We start from the raw sequence: 21,712 nt of genomic DNA on the forward strand, positions 1-21,712 counted from the left end.
CTGCAACGAAATTGCCGGTCGCGAGCGCACTTCCAATCATCGGTATTACGCCATCCGGACCCCAGCGAACGACATTGAGATTCGTTCGGCGGCCATCTTCAAGCAATGGCACGAAGATAGGTCAACAAGAGCGATCTTGGTCTATGCTGGCTTTCTAACGGTCCTATTCATTCCAACCTACGACATCGTGGCCGCCGAAGACCATGCTGCGGATGGCTGGGTTTGCCAGGCTGGAACTGAAGCTCGGCGCAGGAGCGCTGGCTTCGTCGAGGCGTTTCATCTGACCTAGGCTCAGTTCGATGTCGGTAGCCGCGATATTGCTTTCGAGCTGCGACACCTTGCTGGCGCCGATCAGAGTTGATGCGACCCCCGGCCGGGCCATGGCCCATGCGAGTGCGACCTGCGCGACCGGACGATCGATCTCGGTGGCCACGGACTTGACCACGTCGAGGATGTCCCAGTTGCGATCGACGAACTTGCTGTCGCCGAACGGGTTGGCGCCACTCAGGCGGCCGGTACCGCTGGTATCCTCTCGCTTGTATTTACCCGACAGGAACCCTCCCGCCAGCGGGCTCCACGGCATGATCCCCATCCCGGCTTCTCGCGCGGCGGGGAAATATTCCCCTTCCACGTCGCGCGCGACGAGCGAGTATTCGAGCTGCATCGCTATCGGCCCCGGTACGCGACGTTCGCTTGCGATCGTCGCGGCCTTCATCGCGACCCAGGCCGGCATGTCAGAAAGTCCGTAGTAGCGGATCTTGCCCGCGCGCACGAGGTCGCCAAGCGTCTGCACGATCTCCTCGACGGGGGTGACGCCGTCCCAGATGTGCATCCAGTACAGGTCGACGTAATCCGTCCCCAGCCGCTTGAGCGAGGCGTCGATCGCGCGGTGGATGTTCTTCGCACCGGCACCGCCGGCGTTGGGATTGCCGCCCCCTGCCTGCGTCGCGGTCAGCGGACTCGCCGACCCGTTGAACGCGAACTTGGTGGAAAGCACGACCTCGTCGCGGGCCTTCGTCTCGGCGATGAACCGACCGACCAGCGTCTCGCTCTCGCCACCCGAATAGATGTCCGAGGTATCGATGAAATTGCCGCCTGCTGCGCGGTAGGCATCGAATATCGACCTCGACGTCCTGTCGTCGGCGTTCCATTCGCCGGAACCGAAGGTCATCGTGCCTAGAGCTAAAGGACTGACGACGAGACCTGAGCGGCCCAGCGTGCGAAAATTGGTCATGGACAAGGGTTTGATACTTTCCTAGCGTTCGTTATGAAAATCATCGACCAATCCGCGGCTCCCGTCAACTTGTTTTCAGAACAATCACTATGAAACCCCCCGAGAAGAACGTTGCAGCACGTCGGAAGACCGGTCGTCCGCTGTCGTTCGACCGCGAGGCGGCTCTCGAACAGGCGATGCTGACGTTCTGGCGCTACGGCTACGAGACCACTTCGATCGTCGACCTGACGAACGCCATGGGAGTGACGGCGCCAAGTCTCTATGCGGCGTTCGGAGACAAGAAGCGGCTCTTCCTGGAAGCGGCGCGCCTATACGCCGGCGATCCCGAGGTGATGGCGCAGGCGTTCGATCGCGCCGACACCGCCCTCGATGCAACCCGCGCCATGCTGATTTCAGCAGCGACCGCCTTCACCGGCGAGGCTACCCCCAGGGGCTGTCTTCTCGCCAGCGCGACCGCGAGTGGTTCGTCAGCGTCGGCCGACGTGCAGAAGGTAATCGCCGACATCCGCGCAAGTGTAGCCGACCAGCTTCGCATCCGGATCGAACGCGACGTCGACGCCGGGACTCTACCGTCAGCGACCGATGCCAACTCTCTGGCCGGAATGATGATCGCGGTCATTCAGGGCATGTCGGTTCTGGCACGCGACGGAACGGATCGTCCTGACCTGCTCTCCATCGCTGAATCCGCATTGAAAGCATGGCCGATGCGTTCCCCGAATGACGGTGCAGACCGTCCGAGAGTTCGTCCGTGATCGAGTTCTATACGAGCACCCTGTCGAGAAACGGTTGAATGACCAGCCCCTTCCGGTTTCATTCCCTGATGAGGCGGAAAGTAGGCGGCCGCGAGAGCCATGTTCGGCACCGCGACGGCACGCACGACGGCCCGGATCACGCCAGTGAATGGTTCCCAGACTCCAGTTGGCAGTCGCTCGCACCAACCTTGCGAAAGTCGTCGACCGTGTGAGACGGCAGGTTGTCGACGATGTAGCTGATGGCCTCCTCGATGGTCGTGACCATCTCGGTGGCTTCGTCGGGGATCTCGATGTCGAACTCCTCCTCGAACGCGATGACGATCTCGACGATGTCGAGGCTGTCGGCACCCAGGTCCTCGATGAAACTCGTATCGTCGGTCGCCTTGACTACTTCGATGCTGAAATGATCGGCAACGATCTTTCTCGCGCGGTCTGCCAAATCGCTCATTTCGTTCATCTCCTCAGATCCAAGCAACGCGGGCTCTCTATTCACCTATAGAGCGACAACTCGTGCTAAAAGTTCGCGTAGGTTAAGTTTGCAGAACTGGTTTTTCGTCTACCTGACGTAATCCATGATCTTCTTAAAAAGCGCCGTCGTCTTCTCGACAGGCGTCAATCCGTTATTTGACGCGGCTGCGGCGGTGTCATTCTTCAATGACGTCAAGTCGGCATTCCTCAGCTCGATGATCTTCTCGAAGCGAGGTACGAGTGCCGGAGATGCGGCGGCCATCGCAGCCAGAGTCGCGTGATCTAGATCATAGACTACGCAATCAGTCAGGGCGACGGCATCGAGGGAATGGGGCTTGCCCGAATCCAGATAGAGATCGCCCACATAGTCGCCAACGCCGATACGGCTCGCGCCATCATTCGAAATCTCGGACTCTCGGCCAGAAAGCTCGACGACGCCTCGCGCGACGATGTGCAGTACGCAGTCTTCGGAGCCGTGTGAGAAGAGCACGTCGTGCGGGCGCAGGGTGCGAACGGTGGCTGCCGTCGAAAGCTCTTCGATCTGCGACCGGTCCAAGCCATCGAACAGGCTGATCCCGCGAAAGATCAGGGAAGGCGACGGCGGGTGAATGCCGCCATCGGTATCCGCGAGCATGCGTCCGTCGAGCCAGCCGGACTTTCTCAGCTGCCGATCGATCTGAACGGCGACAGCCGCATTCGCGGCGCCGAGCGAGGCCGTGTCTCTAGCATGGAAGTTCACCCTGTAGCTGTTCCTGGTTGCCCCAAAACTCACCAGTTCGGCCGATGGCTTGGGTGACGACGCGATCCCTCCACTGAGCAGGATCGCATATCCCATGTGCTCGATGACCCGAGCGGGCGCGACCAGATTGGAGCACGGGAAGTCGACATGACCGATCCGGCTGCTCGACGGCTTCCCTCGGTTGATGATCTGGGACTTCGCGATGACGCTGTTGGGGATCGTCGCATGGTCGTCGTCGTCGGTCCGTATCCATACCGACCTCCAATTCATCTGCGTGACCACGCCCTCGACATTGCCGGAGACGGAGATCCTGTCACCGACGCTGAAGAATCTCTCTATTCCTACTGCCGTTCCGGAAAAGACGTCGGCCAAAGTGTTCTGCAGGGCGAGGCCGATGACGATCGCTATGACCCCGGACGTGGCGACCAGCCCCTTGACCGGGAGGTCCAGGATCGAATTCGCGATGAAGAGCAGGGCCGAGAGATAGATCGCCCCGGACAGGAGGTCCGAGAACAGGCGCGAACCGCTGAGGCGGTGATCGCGCCTTCTGACCAGTGCGATGACATCGGCGGCTAGGTGGGCACCGATCCACCACCATGCGATCGTCAACGCCCTCGATACGAACCCGTCGAGGCCGGAACCGGACGCCCTCGACACCGGGAAGGCGGTTTCACCATGCTCGAACAGGAGCAGCGAGATGGCCGCTATCAGGCTCAGGCGGACCAGGAGCTGCAACCACAGCGGCAGCTGCCGGATCGACAGCGACCCTACGGCAATCAAAAGTAGCAATGCCAACGCGGCAATGGAGAATTCCATGATAACGGCATCCAGATAGATGTGTTGCTATGAATCCTAGAGTCCGCTGAAGATTATCCGAATCCACTTAAAGGCTAGGGATGGTGAATCTGATCGGCGGCGGGTTTGGAGCATGCCCAGAACAGCAGTTCAATTTTCCTTGGGCAGGCGCGTAGGATGGAATGCTTGACGTTCGAACCCGAAATTACAGGGCAGGGGCTCACCCTCGAAGCCGCGGCGCTGGATCGGTTCGCACCTGGTCGCCGCTATCAAGGTCCATGGATCCGACAGATCAAGCCTCCGGTAGCCACCACGCCCATTCCAGCGATGCTAACTCAATTTCCTTTGGCCGACCTCACAACGCAAACCTGTTTTTAAGACAATACCCAAAGCATTGCATGACTGATCGTCCCCAATTATCAGTTATCTAATCGCAGTATCGAGTATTGCAACGGGGACTACGTATCAAGACCGTGATCGTATTAGCCTGTCTGTAACAACACGTTGGCGACGGACAGTCTTGTTCGGTGCAGATCGAGTCCGTGCATCAAGTGCTGACAACATGGATCCGTCGATATTGTATTTCGGCTTGCCGGGTGATGTTGGATTCTGGAACTGTATATGGAAGATACTTTGCCATGATTCTCGCTGATATGGGCCGAATTGCCGACACGTGCGGGCGTCCGTGGGGCCGGATCCAGTGGTTCCGAGGTGCAGGCCGATCTCGCATCGCTTGTCTCATCGTCCCTCTCGCGGCGACCGCGCTTGGCGGTTGTACGGGTGGTGTCCTGGATCCCCATGGAGCGGTCGGGTCTGCCGAAAAGCTGATACTGCTCAACTGTCTGACGATCATGCTCGCGATAGTCGTGCCGATCATCATTGCGACGATAGTCTTCGCCTGGTGGTTCAGATCCACGAACAAGAAGGCGCGATACCTTCCCGAGTGGAGCTTCTCCGGAAAGATAGAGCTCATAATCTGGTCGGTGCCGGCCATGATCGTGATGCTGCTCGGTGGCATCGGATGGACGGCCAGTCATGATCTCGATCCGGCCAAGCCGTTGAAGTCCTCCGTCGAGCCTCTGGATGTGGAAGTCGTCTCTCTCGACTGGAAATGGCTCTTCATCTATCCGAAGCTCGGCATATCGACAGTGAACCAACTGGTTGTCCCAGCCGGCGTTCCGATAAGGTTCCGACTGACCTCCGACAGCGTCTGGAACAGCTTCTTCATCCCGCAGCTGGGCAGCCAGATCTACACGATGGCCGGAATGACGACCAAGCTCAACCTGGTGGCGGACAGGCCGGGGGTCTATCCTGGCCTGTCCTCCCACTTCAGCGGATCCGGCTTCTCGGACATGCGGTTCGACGTGAGCGCGCTGCCGCCCGAAGGCTTCAAGGCGTGGGTGCTTCGCACGAAGAGCGTCGGACCCTCGCTGACCCCCTCGAGCTATGCGTCGCTGGCGCGCCCGAGCGAAGCGGTGCGCCCGTTCAGCTACCGGGACACGACGCCACGGCTCTTCGAGTCAATTCTATCGCGAGCGACGTCTTCCACCCCGCCACCGAGCGGGCCTCAGTCGACGCCGCCTCACATCAACATCCAAAACACTCGGGGAAACTGACATGCTGGGCAAGCTGACCTGGGCAGCAATCCCGTTCAACGAGCCGATCCCGCTCGCCACGTCGGTCGTGCTGGTCGTCGTGATCGGCTCGGTGCTGGCCTGGATCACCGTCAAGGGACACTGGCCCTACCTATGGTCCGAGTGGCTCACCTCCGTCGATCACAAGCGCGTCGGCGTGATGTACTGCATGCTGGCCTTCGTCATGCTGCTGAGAGGCTTCTCCGATGCGTTGATGATGCGTTCGCAGCTCGCTCTGGCGACCCAGGGTGCGCCCGGATACCTGCCACCCGAACACTATGATCAGATCTTCTCCGCTCACGGGGCGATCATGATCTTCTTCACCGCGATGCCGTTCGTCGTGGGGCTCATGAACTTCGTGGTCCCGCTCCAGCTAGGCGTTCGCGACGTCGCCTTTCCCACGTTGAACTCCGTCAGCTTCTGGCTGACCGCGTCCGGCGTCCTCCTGATCAACGTCAGCCTCGTCATCGGCGAGTTCGCTCGGACCGGATGGCTCGCCTTTCCGCCACTGAGCGAACTGAAGTATTCTCCCGGCGTCGGCGTCGACTACTACCTCTGGTCGCTGCAGATAGCGGGCGTCGGCACATTGCTGTCGGGCATCAACCTGGTCACCACGATCTTGAAGATGCGCGCGCCCGGAATGGCTCTGACGCGGATGCCCGTCTTCTGCTGGACGGCGCTGGCCGCCAATCTCCTCATCGTCGCCGCGTTCCCGATCCTCACGGCCACGTTCTCGATGCTGTCGCTGGATCGCTACCTCGGCTTCCACTTCTTCACGGACGACGGCGGCGGCAACTCGATGATGTACATGAACCTCATCTGGGCCTGGGGCCATCCCGAGGTGTACATCCTCATCCTGCCCGCGTTCGGCGTCTTCTCGGAGGTGATCTCGACGTTCTCGGGCAAGCCGCTGTTCGGCTATCGCTCGATGATCATCGCGACCATGACGATCTGCATACTGGCGTTCGTCGTATGGCTTCATCACTTCTTCACGATGGGTGCCGGCGCGGACGTCAACGGATTCTTCGGCATCATGACGATGATCATAGCCGTGCCGACCGGCGTGAAGGTGTTCAACTGGCTGTTCACCCTCTACGGCGGCCGCGTCCGCTTCGAGGTGCCGATCCTCTGGTCGCTGGCATTCATGATCACCTTCGTATTAGGCGGCATGACCGGAGTCCTGATGGCGGTCCCTCCCGTCGACTTCGTGCTCCACAACTCGCTGTTCCTCGTAGCCCATTTCCACAACGTCATCATCGGCGGCACCCTGTTCGGGATATTCGCCGGCTACACCTACTGGTTTCCCAAGGCGTTCGGCTTCACGCTGCACGAGGGCTGGGGCAAGGCGGCCTTCTGCTGCTGGACGCTGGGATTCTATCTCGCCTTCATGCCGCTGTACGCGCTCGGCCTCATGGGAATGACGCGGCGGATGCAGCACACGACTGATCCGACCTGGGTTCCTCTGCTGTACATCGCCGCGCTCGGAGCCCTGGTCATACTCTGCGGCATCATCTGCCAGGTGATCCAGCTCGTCGTCTCGATCCGCCATCGTGAGGATCGGCGAGATCTTACGGGCGATCCCTGGGATGGCCGAAGCCTCGAATGGGCGACATCGTCCCCGCCGCCGGTCTTCAACTTCGCCGTTCTCCCGAACGTGCAGGGCGAAGAGGCCTACTGGGGAATCAAGCAGGCCGCCATCGAACAGCACCTGCTGGAGGACGAGCCCGAGTACGAGGCCATCGAGGTGCCGCGCAACACGCCTACCGGTTTCGTGACGGCGTTCTTCGCGGTCGTGATCGGGTTCGCCATGATCTGGCACATCTGGTGGATGGCCGGCCTCGGTCTGCTGGGAGCCTTCGTGACGTTCCTGTGCTTCGCCTGGCGGAGGAACGTCGAATTCGAGATCCCGGCGGAGGAGGTGGCGAGACTCGACAGGGAGCGACGCCAGATCCGCCTCGACAACCTTCCCCTTCTTGTTGGTACGTCAGCATGAGCAACGCAGCCGTACGCCCGGCCCGTCAGTCGCTTGACGATCCGCACAAGCTGGGCCGGCCCAGCAATCCCGAAATCGAGTCGACCGGCAGCGGCCAGTCGGGGCCGGCGAGCAAGCGGATCGTCGTCGGCTTCGGTTTCTGGATCTTCCTTCTTTCCGACATCATAATGTTCGCGGCGATCTTCGCCACCTACTCCGTGCTGGAGGTCGCGACGAACGGCGGTCCGACCGGCGCAGATCTGTTCCACTTGGACAACGTCAAGATCGAAACGGCACTGCTGCTGCTGTCCAGCTTCAGTTGCGGCTTGGCGATGATATCCTCGAAGAGCCGGCATGTGCTGCTGACCCAGGTCTTCCTGATCGCGACGGGCATCCTGGGCCTCTGCTTCCTGGCGATGGAGTTCAGCGAGTTCAACGGCATGATCCAGGAAGGTGCGGGGCCGCAGCGTTCCGCCTTCCTGTCCGCCTTCTTCACGTTGGTCGGCTGCCATGGACTGCACGTTACTCTCGGCCTCGTGTGGCTTCTCACGATGATGGCGCAGATATGGTCCCAGGGCTTCACGAAGTCCATTCAGCGCCGACTGCTCTGCTTCAGCCTGTTCTGGCATGCGCTGGACATCATCTGGGTGGCTCTCTTGACGATCGTCTATCTTTTGGGAGTCGGTTGATGGATCTCAAGCAACGAAACGCGGTTCACGATCAGGCGCCGGGTGACGAACACGGACAGGTCCTGGCCGGGGTCCTCGGATACGTCATCGGCCTTTGCCTCACCGGTGCGCTGACGGCCGCCTCCTTCTGGGTCGCCGAGTCGCATGTGCTCTGGGGACCCGGCACGGCCATCGCCCTGTGCGTTCTGGCGATCGCGCAGATCGGCGTCCATCTGGTGTTCTTCCTTCACATCACGACCGGGCCGGACAACACCAACAACGTGCTGGCGCTCGTGTTCGGGATACTGATCGTGTTCCTGATCATAGCGGGGTCCATCTTCATAATGAGCAATCTCAACATGATGATGCCCATGGGCGGCGCATCGGATCCTGCGAGCACCATGTCGATGCAAGATTAGAACCTGATCCTCCAAGCAACGCAGGCGGCCGCTCCGAAATGACTAGAACCAATGCGCCCTCCAGCACGGGATCCGCCGAACTTCGTCGGTCGAGAGTTCCTCGTGAAGCCGTCCGCGCCTCCACCCTCGCCGCGAGGGCCACACGGCGGCGGCGGACGGGCGCGCTGGTCCCTTCGTTCGGGGTCCTGGCTAGCTGTTCCTCGAAGTCCGCCCCGGCGGTCATCGCCTTCGGAGCCTATTTTCCCGACTGGCTGATCCTTGCGATGGCGGCAGTCGTGATCGCCATCCTGGCACGCATCGCGTTCGCAATGGCGGGGCAGGGGGACGCCGTTCCCTTCCCTCTGTTCACCTGCCTCGCCATCGGCGTACTCGTGGCCGGCTCGCTCTATCTGTTCTGGTTCGGTCGCTGATGCGTGCCGCAGGCGGACGGCGCCATTCGCGCCGCGCAGTGATCGCAGCGTCGCTTCTGATCGTGGCGGCCATCGTCATGCTGATCGCGGCGCTGATGCACACGACCGATGCGCCGTCGACCGATGCCGCCTCGATCGATGCGGACGTGGTGCACGTCGCACCCGAGGTCGGGGGTAGACTGGTGCGGCTCGGCATAGCCGAGAACGCGGACGTCAAGCGGGGCGACTTCCTCTTCCAGATCGATCCCGAGCCATATCAGGACGCCCTGGCACAGGCGCGCGCGGATCTGGCGATCGCGAAGGCGGGGGTCGCGACGCAGAGGCGCGCGGTCTCGAGCCAGGCATCGAACGCCACCATCGCCGTGAATCAGACCAACAAGGCGGCCGCGAACCTTGCTTTGGCCGAGCGCACGGTCAGACGACTGCAGCCGCTCGCCGCCCAGGGCTATGTCCCGGAGCAGCAGCTGGACCAGGCCCAGGTCGCGGCGGCGGATGCGGCTAAATCCCTGTCCGAAGCCCAGGAGCAGCAGCGGGCATCGCGGACGGCGGTGGATACCGTGGCGGGAACCGAGGCGAACGTCCAGGCGCGCTCCGCCGCGGTGGCGATCGCCGAACGCAGATTGCGCCAGACCACGGTCAGGGCGCCCCATGATGGTCGGGTCGTCGGTCTGACGGTGGCGACCGGCGAGATCATCGCCCCCTCGCAGTCCCTGTTCACGCTGATCGCCTCAGGCGAGTGGTTCTCCGTCGGCAGCTTCCGCGAGACTTCACTGACCCACGTTCGGGTCGGCGACTGCGCAACGGTGTATTCGCTCATCGACAGGACGCGCCCCATGCGGGGCGTCGTGACCGGGATCGGATCGGGCGTCGCGGACGCGGACGTCGTCAACATTCCGCACGGCGTGCCGTATGTCCAGAAGTCCCTCAACTGGGTACGCGTCTCGCAACGCTTCCCAGTGCGCGTACGACTGGATCGACCGCCGCAGGACCTGATGAGGCTGGGCGCCAGCGCGATCATCGAACTGGACCACGGCAATGCCTGCGGGTGACGGATACCGCGCGATGGTCCGCGAGCGGTTCGCCGAACTGACCTTAAGCAGACGTGGTCGTGGCGAGTTCGCGCTGCGTCTGGCGGTGATCTGCACGATCACGACCTGGGTGGCGGAAGGCTATCAGATCCCGGATGTCGCGCTGAGCGCGTACGTTGTCTTCTTCATGCTGAGACCCGACAGGGTGGGCAGCGTCGTCACCAGCGTCGTGCTGTGGCTGCTGCTGACGATCATAATCGGGTATCTGCTCATCGTGGCGACGGACTCGCTGGACTACCCGCCACTGCGCGTCGCCATCATGGCCGGAACGTCGCTGACCATGATGTTCCTGGCGTCGGCGAGCAAACTGAAGCCCTTCGCGTCCGCCATCGCGCTGATCGTCGCATACGGCCTGGATGCGATCGCGAGGGCGCCGGGCGGCGAACCCGCTACGCGCGCGCTGCTCTTCGTATGGCTGCTGATCAGCGTTCCCGCCGGACTGACCGTCGCGGTCAACCTGGTGGCGGGTCCCGCGCCGCGGAGGCTCGCTCAGCGTGACATGGCCGACAGGCTCCGAGCCGCTCAGACGCTCCTGACCGGATCCTCCGCGGTCGCTCGCGTTGCCGTCGCGACGCTGCGGCGCACGGGCGGGACGAACGCCCTCAACCTGCTTCATATGGCCCTGATCGAGAAGATCACGCCGTCCGCGGATCTGCGCGCTCTCCGACAGGCGGCGCGCTCGACGGAAGTGCTCCTGATGCTGGCCGAGGCCATCGATGGCCATCCGGAGACTCCGCAAGTCTGGCGTCAGGCGGCTGCGGCGAGACTCGGGGAGATGGCCGCGATCCTCGATCGCGGGCTCTACCCCGTCGGCATCGGGTCGTTCGCGTCACCCGTGCCCTGCACCGGTCCGCTCGCACTGCTCATCGCAGATTTCGACGCCGTGCTGGCCGGCTTCGCCGAGAAGGCTCCGGCACCTGGTGGGTCGACGATCAAGGCCAAAACGGGCTTCTTCCTGCTCGATGCCTTCAGCAACCCGGAGCACGTGCGCTACGCCATCAAGGTCACCATCGCCGCGATGGGATGCTATCTGTTCTACTCCATGACCGACTGGCAGGGCATCCACACCTGTCTGATCACCTGCTACATCGTAGCACTGGACACGACTGCCGAGACGGTCGAAAAACTGTCGCTGCGCCTGATCGGCGCGGTGATCGGGGCGGCCGCCGGTGTCGCCGCGCTGATCTGGGTGCTGCCGAGCATCGATCGCATCGGCGGACTGCTCGCGCTGGTGTTCATGGTGTCCCTCGTCGGGGGCTGGATCGTGAGCAGCGGCCCGCGTCTTGCCTATTCGGGCTTCCAGCTCACCTTCGCCTTCCTGCTGTGCGTGATCCAGGGCTCGGGGCCGGCCTACGATCTGACGGTGGCTCGCGACCGCGTGATCGGCATCCTCATCGGGGATGCGGCCATCTACCTGATGTTCGTATCGGTGTGGCCACGCAGCGTCGCGCGGAACATAGATGCCGCGATCGCGGATATGTTCGCGGGTCTCGCCCGCATCGCGCGATTGCCCGATCATCCCAGTCGCCGCGACGCGCTGGCTGCAGCGCATTCCGCCGTCGCCCAGGTCACGACGGATCTGGACATCGCAACCTTCGAACCGGCCCACATGCGCCCGGATACGGAATGGTTCGATCGACGTGGCGAAATGCTGGCGAGCCTCGAAAGCACGGAGTCGACCCTGCTGCTGTCGGAAGACGACAAGCAGCTGGAAGGCGAAGCGCGGAAGCTCGACGAGGCCGCGGAAGCGATCCACCGAGGCGATGCACGGCTCGCGCCGATCCCCGGCGGCAGCCAATTGGAGCATACCTTTGCGCACTGAGTTCGTGGCCCTTCTCGCCATCTCGCTGAGCGGGTGCGCGACGTCCGCGCTGCGGATGTCGCCGCCTGCGGCGGATCGACCATGGACGCCGAGGGTCGACGCCTCCGGCGGCCTCACCGTCGACCGCAGAGGGAGCGAGGTCGCAGCGTCGAAGGGCTATGTCCTACCCGGCGACCCTGCGGCCTCCATCGTGCCGAAGCCACCGATCACGGATCCAGCGAAGATCTACGAGCTGGCGGATCTGATCGACCTGGCCGAGCAGAGCAATCCCGAGACGCGGATCGCCTGGAACGACGCCCGTGGCGCCGCGCTCGCAGCCGGCATAGCTCGAAGCGCCTACCTTCCGCGGATCACCGCGAGCGCACTCGGCGGCTACAAGACGGACAGCGGGCGAGCCGGCGCTCTGGGAATGTCGGCGAACGACAGCAGCTCGCTGACGGGCGCGATCGGTACGGTTTCGCTCGAATGGCTGCTCTTCGATTTCGGCAAGCGCGGCGCTCTGGTGAAGGCCGCGGACCAGGGGGCGGTGATCGGGGACATCGGTTTCACGGCTGCGCATCAGAAGCTGATCTATGCCGTCAGCCTGGCCTTCTACGGATATTCGGCGGCGCGCGCGCGGGCGGCCAGCGCCGATGCCTCCCTGGCGGATGCGATCGAAGTGGAAACCGCCGCGTCGGCGCGAAAGGCCCAGGGCGTCAGCACGATCGTCGAGGTCGCGCAGGCCAGGCAGCTCACGGCGCAGGCGAACCTCGCCAAGGTTCAGGCGGTCGGAAATGCCGTCGACGGCTACGCGGTCCTGCTCTCGGCGATCGGCATCTCGCCACTGACGCCGATACGGATCGCCGACATCGGGAAGCGTCCGCTGCCGGACGACATGGAACAGCCAATCGATCAGGCGTTGTCGGCCGCGCTCGCCAGACGTCCCGACGTACTTGCAGCCCTCGCCGCGCAGAAGGCCGCCGATGAAGTCGTCCGCGCCGCGAGAGCCGACTTCAAGCCGAAGATCTTCATGTCGGCGTCAGGGAGCTACGCAAGCGGCAGCATCGACCTGACCGCCCTGCCCGGAGTCGACGACCAGTCGCCCACGGTCAATCTCACGAACCGCCGGTGGGGCGCGACGATCCTCGGCGGGATCACGATACCGATCTACGATGCCGGCGTGCGCGCCGCCACGTTGGAGCGAGCCAGAGCAAAAGCCGCGTCGTCCACGGAAGTGCTCAACCGCGCCAGACTCACCGGCAGCCAGGAGGTCGTCATGGCCCATTCCAAGCTGCGGACAAGCATCGCCGCGGTCGCGGCCACCAAGGCGTTGCTCGAAGCGTCGCAGACGACCTACGACGCCGCACTGGAGACGTTCAAGCGAGGTCTCGGCACGTCGACCGACGTGCTGGTAGCGGAACGGCAGCTGCTGGAGGCCAGGAACCTGGCGGCCGATGCCCACAGTTCGACGCTCTCGGCCGCGGCTGCGTTGGCGCTGGCTTGTGGAAGGCTGGGCAGTGCGCCCAGCTAGTCGGACGAAGGCCCTACCTGGGCATCATGGTATCTTGGAGCGCAGGCGAACGTGGAATTGAACGAGCACGATGTTCTGGAGCCCCCGCGTCACCCAACATCACGAACTGCACATCATCCTGTCGAAGCTTGAGGGAGTTCTCTTATGAAAAGGGTGACGAGGGACCATTGGGATGCGATGCGATCGCGACCGAGCCCTGAAGCCCTGTTCGCTGCGGAACTGTGCCACCGCGTCGCGAACGAGTTCGCGGCGCTTTCGGCGATGGTGGCGATCGCCAAGCGTGCAGCCACTGGGCAGAGTCGAGAATTGCTCGAACAGGGCGAGAAGCGGGTCAACAGCTTCGCTGCGCTGCATCGTCTGCTAATAGCGCCGACGAAGCCCGATACCGTGGAACTGTCCTCGCAGATCGAAAAGGTCTGCCTGACGATTGCCGAAACCCGATTGGCCCCGATCGCCGTGTCGCTCACGCTTCGTGCGGAGCAGTGCGAAACCAGCGCGCGCATCGCCTGGATGCTTTCGGTGCTGGTTTCGGAAATCCTCACGAATGCGGCGAAGCACGCGTTCCGCGGCGGGGGCGGCGGCACGATCGTCGTGACGCTCGAAGCGGACGACAGGAACATAGCGCTGCGGATCGTCGACGATGGAACGGGCGACGTCGTCAGCGGTTCGCCCATGTCCGGGGCAGGTTCCAACATCATAGCCGAGCTCGCGAGGACGTTGGGCGGTACCGTCACCCGCGTATCCACTCCGCAGGGGACGATCGTGGAAGTCATCGCATCAATCGACGATTTCCCCCGCCCCCCGAGCCCACAAGGCGAGTCTCCCCGCCGGTCCGACGATGCCGCGTCAGTCCAATCGTGAGCGCTCGGGCCCGGCTCATGAGTTCGTTCGCCATGTCGAGCACCGCTCAAGCCCCACGTTCGCGATCAGCGGTGCGCAGCTGACGAACGCGCGGACACAGAGCGATGACGCGTTCCGATGGCGCGCATGCCGGGATTGCCGCACCGGGCGTCATGCGATCCCGAAGATCGTGATGGAGGAATGATGACCGACTACCAACGATGCGATGCTTCGTCGTCATGGCGAACGATGGCATGGTCGGGCGGCAGTCCGGCCCGCACCTCTGAGGCCGCGGTGTCGGACCGCCGGCCGACGGGTGGAGCGGCACGTCCGTCCGGTTCACGCGAATGACGGAAGACGGCAGGTGATCACATTCAGAACAGCGATATGGCTCATGCTCGCCGGCGTGCACGTCGCCGTCGTCGTGCGCGCGATCATGCTGGAGGGGCGGGATGCCTACGCGCGCGGGGCGTGGCTGCTGCTCCTGGTCGCGCTTCCGATCGTCGGTACGATCCTCTACCTGCTTTTCGGCGAGGTTTGGGTCTCCGATGCCTTCCGCACCCGGTTCCGCAATGCCTACGATGCGCTCCTTCCCCATGCCACCCGCGAACCGGGCACCTCGTCGTCTCCCGCGTTCGAAGGAGCCTTCCGAACTTGCGAGGCGGCAAGCCGCTGGTCCGCGTCGTCCGGCAACTCCGCGACCATCGCGACCGGATCCGATGAGGCGATCGCCTCGATCGTGGGCGACATCGATGCCGCGACGAGCACCGTCCACCTGTCCTTCTACATCTGGCTCGGCGATCGCAACGGCAGCACCGTGGTGGATGCGGTCTGTCGTGCGGCGCGACGAGGCGTCGCCTGCCGGATCGTCGCCGACGCAATAGGATCACGGGCTCTCGTCCGTTCCTCGCAATGGACCGCGATGCGCCAGGCGGGGGCGTGGGTCCACGCGTCGTTGCAGGTGCCCTTCGGGCTGGGCTTTCTCGCCGGTCACCGCACCGATCTGCGCAACCATCGCAAGATCGTCGTAGTCGATGGGCGGATCACCTGGTGCGGCAGCCAGAACTGCGCCGACCCCGCGTTCCTGCCGAAGCGCGCGTTCGCACCCTGGGTCGACATTCTCATCCGGTACGAGGGACCGGTCGCGCGGCAGGCCGAGCTGATCTTCGCCTCGGTCTGGATGGCGGAGACCGGCGAGGACATGAGGCCGGCGTTCGCCATCCGCGCCCCGGCGCCGCGTCCCGACGGATTTCCGGCCATCGCCGTCGGAACCGGTCCCTTGTCGCCACACGCGACCATGACCGACATCTTCGTCGCCGTGCTGGCCGCTGCCCGCGAGCAGGCGGTGGTGTCCACGCCGTATTTCGCTCCGGACCCTCCGCTCCTCGACGCGATCGTAGCGGCAGCGCGACGCGGAGTGCGAGTCACGATCGTCTTCCCGCAGCGAAACGACAGCCGGATACTGGGTGCCATAAGTCGCGCCTACTATCCCGTTCTGGCGCGTGCCGGAGTCCGCATCTTCGAATTCCGCGGCGGCCTGCTGCACGCCAAGACGCTCGTCGTCGATGGATCGCTTGCACTGGTAGGCTCGGCGAACATGGACCGACGCAGTCTCGACCTGAATTTCGAGAACAACATCCTCTTCGAGTCCGTCACGCTCGCGGAACAGGTCGGCGAGCATCAGCGGGACTGGTTGGCCAACGCCATCGAGATCGATCATGACGGCGTTGCCAGAAGGTCGCCGCCACGGCGTTTCGTCGATAACCTTCTGGCATTGGCGGCACCGTTGTTCTGATGCGCACTGTCGAACGCATGGCGGCTACGATGAAACGGAGTCGATCGTTCACGCTTCCTTCGACTGGTTCGGCTTCGTCAGCCAGAACCCGATCGCAAGAGGAGCCACAGCGCAACCGTATGGATTCCGCCGCGACTACCGGAAGCCCCGATCCGGTCGACACCCGTCGCGTCCGGGGACGGCGCCGGGCCAACCGATCGAAACTGCCTGGACCTGCGCGCACTTGGCCCATCGCATCCCTTGATCGACCGGATCCGAACCGGACAGGTCGCCTGCAGACGCTCACCCACCGGATGGAAGAAGGCATCGATCATGCCCTTCAAGTAGGCGAGCGCGCCAACTCCCGCGTGACGTCAGCGGCCTGAGAACATAAGGTCGAAGCCAGTGGTAACCCTACATTCCTTTGCAAATCCCGCGCGCTTCCTGAAGATCGCCAAGCCGTTGACGCCTGCGCTGTTCTGGGCCGGCGTCGCGTTGATCGCGCTCGGTTGTTGGGCGGGTCTGACCCGGACGCCGCCCGACTATCTTCAGGGCGAGACCGTCCGCATCCTCTACATCCACGTCCCCGCCGCCTGGCTCGGGATGGGCGGTTGGAGCGGGATCGCGATCTCCAGCATCATGTTCCTCGTCTGGCGCCATCCGCTCGCCAACGTCGCCGCACGCGCGATCGCGCTGCCGGGCGCGGTGTTCGCGGCGCTGTGCCTGATGACCGGCTCGATCTGGGGGGGGGCCGACCTGGGGGACGTGGTGGCAGTGGGACGGGCGGCTGACCTCGATGCTGCTGCTGCTCTTCGTCTATCTCGGCTACATGGCGCTCGCGAAGGCCGATGCGGATCGTGGCGGTGACGGACGCGTGCCGGCGCTCTACGGGATCGCCGGATCGGTGCTGTTGCCGATCATCCGCTATTCGGTGGTGTGGTGGAACACGCTGCACCAGGGGCCGAGCATCGGGCTGACCAAGTCGACGATCGCCGGCTCGATCCTGTGGCCGCTGCCGATCATGCTAGCCGGGTTCACCTTCGTGTTCGCAGGGATCGTGCTGATGCGCATGCGGACGATGCTGGCCGTGGCCAAGGCCGAAGCGCGGATGCGTCGGATGGCCAGATCATGAATCCCTGGCCGTTCGTGACGGCTGCATATGTCGTGACGCTGGGCGGCGGTGCGATCATCGCGCTATTGAGCTATCTGGCGATGCGGAAAGCCGAACGATGAAGGCCAAGCATCAACGCCTGATGCTCGCACTGCTGGCGCTCGGTGCGGTCGTGGTCGCGGGCCTGCTCGCGCTGTCGGCGCTCAAGGACCAGGCCGCATTCTTCTACGCGCCGTCGGACGTGCGCCGCGACGGCCTGCCGCTTGGTCGCGCGGTGAGGCTGGGCGGTATGGTCGAAGGCGGCTCGGTCAAGCGCGCGGCGGACGGCGTCACCGTGCATTTCGTTGTCACCGACGGGCAGGCGACCACCCCGGTCGTCTTCGCCGGGATCGTGCCCGACCTGTTCCGCGAGAAATCGGGCGTCGTTGCCGAAGGCCAGTTCCAGCTCAACGGCAGCTTCGTCGCATCGAACCTGCTCGCCAAGCACGACGAGAAATACATGCCGCCGGAGATGGCCGGCAAGATGCACGAGACCAAGACGCTCGAACCTGACGCGAAGCCATAATCGCGGAACAGGGCTTGATGCGCTCTGATGCGCTGGGGCGTCGCCGCCAGCGATGGTGGCGATCGGCATGTCGTGAGGTCGTGACGACGTCGCGGCGTTGGTGCGGCCTGTGGCATTCGTCCGATGCGTCCTCGCTTTGCCGGCGCTGGCGCGGCCGATCGAGCAGTTCCTCGATGCCGAGCGGCAGGATCGCGGCGTAGCCCACCCCGCCTGTCTTGGTTTCAATTCGTATGGTGCTCCAGCCCGGGCCGGCTCGAATCGCGAACGCACTCTCCTCGCTTCTTGTAATCTTGAGCAATGACGCTGAGCCGCACGAGCAATCCGCTGCCCCGAGCCGATCCGCGGACAAGCTCTTCGCCCGTGCATGGGCCCGTCGCTCGTGACTACGTCCGTCGCTCGTCTCGCGAGCAGGGCGAGGAATCCCTAGCTGCGATCAGGTATGGTCTGCGGTGTGTCCGGCACCGAGAATGGCGGCGAGGAATACAAAACATCCTGCAGCAAGGGCGGCTATCCAAATGCTGGCCGAGCTCAGCCGAGCGTAGCACTGGGCTCCGATGACCGCTCCGCAGACCAACCCTGCCCACAGCAACAGATCCGACAACCAAGCCCAGCGGGGACCGCCGACGAGCGCACCTGCGAGTCCTTGTCCAAACCTCACGAGCGTTCCCGTCATGTACGTGACGCCGACGCTCGTCTCGCCGTCACGCTGGATCACGATATTGGCGGCGCCCATGGCGCCCGCCATCAGGCATGCCGTCCACGCGCTGGGCATACGCTCCACGCTCGATGCAGCAGCTACCAGCAACGCCGTAACCATCGCCAGCACGAGAGGTCCGCGCCGAGCGCCCGCCGCACTGCCCAGCAACGTAGCGCCGAACACTCCCAGGACGAACGCAGACAGCAGGCTCGCAGCCCTCATCGCTACCGTCGGGTGCATTACCACCCCAACCGCCATTTGCGTGGAGTTGCCGCTCATGAACGAGACGTAAAATCCATCGAACAGCAGATAGCCCACAGCATCGGTGTAACCGGCTAGGCCAGCAAGTCCGGTTGCCAACATCCATACCCGTTTGTCGCGATGCGCCATGCAGTCACCCGTCCCCTATTCCCGCTCGGCCTCTCTTCACCGTCCGTCAAGGCTCCCCGCCTTGGACTTCGCCGCTCGAATCGACAACGTACGCATCGTGCATCCGCGCGAGACGGGTGCGACTATACTTCCAAGAACGATTGTCGGCTCCGACTGATCGGACAGGCCTTCCGTTATTCTCGTACACTGAAACCTCCCCTCTGTGACAAACGACAGCCGGGTTGCGCGCCAGCAATCGAGTGGAACCGTTCTTCTCTCGTCGCTTGCTCTATCCCGTGCAGTCGGTCCGCGCGCGATCCCGACGCCAGCCAGTTTAAGCAAGTCTCGCTATTCCCGTTTTCCCATGTCTGGCGGGCAATTTCGAGAAAAGTAAATCGGGAACAGATTTTGAGAAAAGTGGCGCTCACGCCTGTGATGGCATCACCGTCTGGCCGCAGCTTTCCCACGCGGCGTTGCTTTTCGGGAAGGGCGGGATAGGCAGGAAACGTCCAACAGCTGTCGTTTGCGTTGATCGAGCCATTTCCCAATACCGGGCGAACGTTCCGGTGTAACATTCGCTAGCTATATGGAACGATCTCTGCCGGGCGTAACCAAAGGTGCATCGATGCTCATTCCCCTACTGCTACAAATCGGCCAAGCACCTGAACCAAATCGCCTACCAATCGATCAGGTTCGCGGCGATTCCGAACGCTTTATTGGGTATAAAATTGTTCTATGCGGTGAGGTAAATCCTGATTTGTCAGTGATCTATTCTGAGACGATACAGCATATTCATGGGCGAGTAGGGTTCAGGCTCCGTGGGTATAAGGTTACAGGGCGCGATCAGTGCGTTACGGGGTATCTTGTTCACGACGATGGCGAGAAGCCACCAGTACCGAATAAGCCAAGGGAGTTCCTGTTTTCAGACTCCGCCGTTCAGTCCAATTACGTGTTCGTTGCCAGTGATCCATGATTGCTGGCGCGCGTTTATGTTGATGTGCAATGCCAGGCGCTGAAGGCCGACGTTCGGCTCTGTTCCCAACCCGGCCATTCCCGAAATTCGATCCAGAGCGTGCGAAAACTCGCTGTGGGCTAAATAAGGGCCGCTTGAGCGGCTTCGACGACGAGCTGGGCGCGCATACGCGCAGGTCGGGCCATCAGGCCAATAACCGACGGGTAGAGGCGAACGCCAATTTATTGACCGTGCGAGGCGGTTATTTCGAGCGAAATCAGGCCTGAACGGCCCGTATCATCCCCGGCACGCCGATGATGGTGATAGCCCGTCTGAGATTGTAGGCGAACGCGGTCAGGCTGAACTCGGCGCGCACCTTTTCGAGGCCGCGCGTCAAGAATGCGCCCTGGTTCATCTATTGTTTAATCGAGCCGAACGGATGCTCGACCGTCTCGCGCCGCACCGCCAGTATATCCGGGCGGGCGGCCAGCCGCTCCGCCATGCGGTCAAGCACCGCCTCGTTCTCCCAGCGGTTGATGCGACGGTAGCGCCCGCCGGTACAGCGGGCCTTGATGGCACAGGCGGCGCAGGCATTCGGGTTGGAGTATTGCACTGTGACATGCCCGCGCACGACGGAGTTGTAGCGGGTGTCGAGACGCTGCCCGCCGGGGCAGCGATACGCGTTTTCTCCGACATCATAGTCAAACCGCTCCTTGGGGAAGTGGCCGTTGCTGACTGCGATGCCCCGCTGGGGACGTGCGACATAGGGCGTGATGCCGTTCTCTTCGCACGCTTCGATGTCCTCGCCCTTATAGTATCCGATGTCTGCCACGGCATCGATACGCTCGACGCCGAGCAAGGCCTTGGCCACGCCAGCGGTTTGGGCCAGCAAGCCGAGGTCGCTGCCGGCGTCAGTAACATGCTGCTCGACGATGAGCTTGTGTTTCGCATCGACCGCCACCTGCGCATTGTAGCCGACGGTCGTCTTGCCATGCGTCACCATCGCGCGCGCGTCGGGATCGGTCAGCGAGATCTGGCTCTCGCCGCTGGCCTTCAGCTGGTCCAGCATCGCTTCGCTGACCTCGCGCCGCTCACGCACCTTGGCGATCTTGGTCGCAAGCGCCTCGGCCGGTCCGCTCACACCGTCATCCTCGCCGCGGTCGATGTCGTCGAGTTGCGTCAGATATCGCTCAAGCCGCTCGTCAGCCGACTTGAGGTACGTCTCCAGTTTCGCCCGTGTGAAATTACGGGTTTGGCTGTTCACCGCCTTCAGCCGCGTGCCATCCACCGCCAACAGCTCACGCCCGAACAGATCGAGCTTCCGGCACAGCGCCACGAACGCACGGAATACGGTCCTGAACGCCGCCCGGTTGTCGCTCCGAAAATCTGCGATAGTTTTGAAGTCCGGCCGTAACCCGCGCAGCAGCCAGATCACCTCGAGATTGCGGATCGCCTCTGCCTCAAGGCGCCGGCTCGATCGCACCCGGTTGAGATAGCCGTACAGGTACAGCTTGAGCAGATCCCCCGGATCGAAGCCCGGCCGGCCCGTCGCCTTCGGTCGCGATCGAAGGAAACCAGCCTCACCCAGATCGAGATCGTCAACGAAGGCATTGATGAACCGCACCGGATTGTCCGCCGCCACGTAATCCTCGACCGACGCCGGTAGTATCAGCGCCCGCTCACGCGCATGACCCTCGATATATGCCATCGCCAAAGCATACTCCCGTCAGCATGCCGAGGGAATCTGGCAGCCGAGTTTTCGCACGTGAGGTGGCCCCCTAAATGACCTGACAGGGCCCCGCTCTTAGATAAGAGTGAGGCATATGACTGACGGTACGACCAGGCGTTACAACGATGGCGAGGTTCTCTCCGGTGTTCAGCGCCGGAGGCGGT

The 21,712-nt window shown here is 63.1% G+C and carries 18 protein-coding genes and 2 pseudogenes; 14 read left to right on the forward strand and 6 right to left on the reverse strand.

Features of this window, described 5'->3' with window-relative positions:
- Positions 1-163 precede the first annotated feature (163 nt).
- Positions 164-1,234, reverse strand: a complete 1,071-nt coding sequence (locus J4O76_RS18470) for an aldo/keto reductase (protein WP_426283448.1) — start codon at positions 1,232-1,234, stop codon at positions 164-166.
- Between the two features lie 89 nt (positions 1,235-1,323).
- On the opposite strand from J4O76_RS18470, the gene J4O76_RS18475 reads away from it, so the two are divergent.
- Positions 1,324-1,986, forward strand: a complete 663-nt coding sequence (locus J4O76_RS18475; protein ID WP_426283449.1) for a TetR/AcrR family transcriptional regulator — start codon at positions 1,324-1,326, stop codon at positions 1,984-1,986.
- Between the two features lie 220 nt (positions 1,987-2,206).
- Here J4O76_RS18475 and J4O76_RS18480 read toward each other — a convergent pair.
- A pseudogene (locus J4O76_RS18480) lies at positions 2,207-2,434 on the reverse strand (acyl carrier protein); the annotation flags it as partial.
- 108 nt (positions 2,435-2,542) lie between these two features.
- On the reverse strand, positions 2,543-4,009 hold the full coding sequence (locus J4O76_RS18485; RefSeq protein WP_426283452.1) for a mechanosensitive ion channel family protein: 1,467 nt from the start codon (positions 4,007-4,009) through the stop codon (positions 2,543-2,545).
- Between the two features lie 617 nt (positions 4,010-4,626).
- On the opposite strand from J4O76_RS18485, the gene cyoA reads away from it, so the two are divergent.
- From cyoA to ccmE, 12 genes and pseudogenes are all read left to right on the forward strand, one after another.
- Positions 4,627-5,604 (forward strand): ubiquinol oxidase subunit II, encoded by a 978-nt coding sequence (gene cyoA, locus J4O76_RS18490; protein WP_426283454.1) that lies wholly within the window; start codon positions 4,627-4,629, stop codon positions 5,602-5,604.
- Position 5,605: 1 nt separating this feature from the next.
- A complete protein-coding gene (gene cyoB / locus J4O76_RS18495) occupies positions 5,606-7,615 on the forward strand; it encodes a cytochrome o ubiquinol oxidase subunit I (RefSeq protein WP_426283456.1) in 2,010 nt (669 codons plus the stop codon).
- A complete protein-coding gene (gene cyoC, locus J4O76_RS18500) occupies positions 7,612-8,283 on the forward strand; it encodes a cytochrome o ubiquinol oxidase subunit III (protein ID WP_426283458.1) in 672 nt (223 codons plus the stop codon). The genes cyoB and cyoC overlap by 4 nt, the downstream gene beginning before the upstream one ends.
- Positions 8,283-8,681, forward strand: coding sequence for a cytochrome o ubiquinol oxidase subunit IV (gene cyoD / locus J4O76_RS18505; protein ID WP_426283459.1), 399 nt, complete (start codon positions 8,283-8,285; stop codon positions 8,679-8,681). Before cyoC ends, cyoD begins: the two co-directional genes overlap by 1 nt.
- A gap of 38 nt (positions 8,682-8,719) precedes the next feature.
- Positions 8,720-9,091: a hypothetical protein gene (locus J4O76_RS18510; RefSeq protein ID WP_426283460.1), complete on the forward strand. Its 372-nt coding sequence runs from the start codon at positions 8,720-8,722 to the stop codon at positions 9,089-9,091.
- Positions 9,091-10,140, forward strand: a complete 1,050-nt coding sequence (mdtN, locus tag J4O76_RS18515; protein ID WP_426283462.1) for a multidrug transporter subunit MdtN — start codon at positions 9,091-9,093, stop codon at positions 10,138-10,140. The genes J4O76_RS18510 and mdtN overlap by 1 nt, the downstream gene beginning before the upstream one ends.
- Positions 10,141-10,153: 13 nt before the next feature.
- Entirely contained in the window at positions 10,154-12,001 is a 1,848-nt protein-coding gene (locus tag J4O76_RS18520; RefSeq protein ID WP_426283464.1) for an FUSC family protein, read from the forward strand.
- A complete protein-coding gene (locus tag J4O76_RS18525; RefSeq protein WP_426283466.1) occupies positions 11,991-13,511 on the forward strand; it encodes a TolC family protein in 1,521 nt (506 codons plus the stop codon). Before J4O76_RS18520 ends, J4O76_RS18525 begins: the two co-directional genes overlap by 11 nt.
- A 177-nt stretch (positions 13,512-13,688) precedes the next feature.
- Positions 13,689-14,372, forward strand: coding sequence for a sensor histidine kinase (locus J4O76_RS18530; RefSeq protein ID WP_426283468.1), 684 nt, complete (start codon positions 13,689-13,691; stop codon positions 14,370-14,372).
- A 343-nt stretch (positions 14,373-14,715) separates the two neighbouring features.
- Positions 14,716-16,146: a cardiolipin synthase gene (cls, locus tag J4O76_RS18535; protein ID WP_426283470.1), complete on the forward strand. Its 1,431-nt coding sequence runs from the start codon at positions 14,716-14,718 to the stop codon at positions 16,144-16,146.
- Between the two features lie 384 nt (positions 16,147-16,530).
- Positions 16,531-17,257 (forward strand): annotated as a pseudogene (ccmC, locus tag J4O76_RS18540) (heme ABC transporter permease CcmC).
- 97 nt (positions 17,258-17,354) lie between these two features.
- Positions 17,355-17,801: a cytochrome c maturation protein CcmE gene (gene ccmE, locus J4O76_RS18545; protein WP_426283472.1), complete on the forward strand. Its 447-nt coding sequence runs from the start codon at positions 17,355-17,357 to the stop codon at positions 17,799-17,801.
- A gap of 433 nt (positions 17,802-18,234) precedes the next feature.
- On the opposite strand, the gene J4O76_RS18550 is transcribed toward ccmE, so the two are convergent.
- Positions 18,235-18,888, reverse strand: coding sequence for a YoaK family protein (locus J4O76_RS18550; RefSeq protein ID WP_426283474.1), 654 nt, complete (start codon positions 18,886-18,888; stop codon positions 18,235-18,237).
- Between the two features lie 1,086 nt (positions 18,889-19,974).
- On the opposite strand from J4O76_RS18550, the gene J4O76_RS18555 reads away from it, so the two are divergent.
- Entirely contained in the window at positions 19,975-20,106 is a 132-nt protein-coding gene (locus J4O76_RS18555) for a hypothetical protein (protein WP_426283476.1), read from the forward strand.
- Here J4O76_RS18555 and J4O76_RS18560 read toward each other — a convergent pair.
- A complete protein-coding gene (locus J4O76_RS18560) occupies positions 20,097-20,234 on the reverse strand; it encodes a hypothetical protein (RefSeq protein WP_426283478.1) in 138 nt (45 codons plus the stop codon). The two genes, J4O76_RS18555 and J4O76_RS18560, sit on opposite strands and share 10 nt — an antisense overlap.
- A complete protein-coding gene (locus J4O76_RS18565) occupies positions 20,235-21,527 on the reverse strand; it encodes an IS1182 family transposase (RefSeq protein WP_426283480.1) in 1,293 nt (430 codons plus the stop codon).
- Between the last annotated feature and the right edge of the window lie 185 nt (positions 21,528-21,712).

This window comes from Sphingomonas sp. NFX23, assembly GCF_049887795.1.
Classification (GTDB): Bacteria; Pseudomonadota; Alphaproteobacteria; order Sphingomonadales; family Sphingomonadaceae; genus Sphingomonas.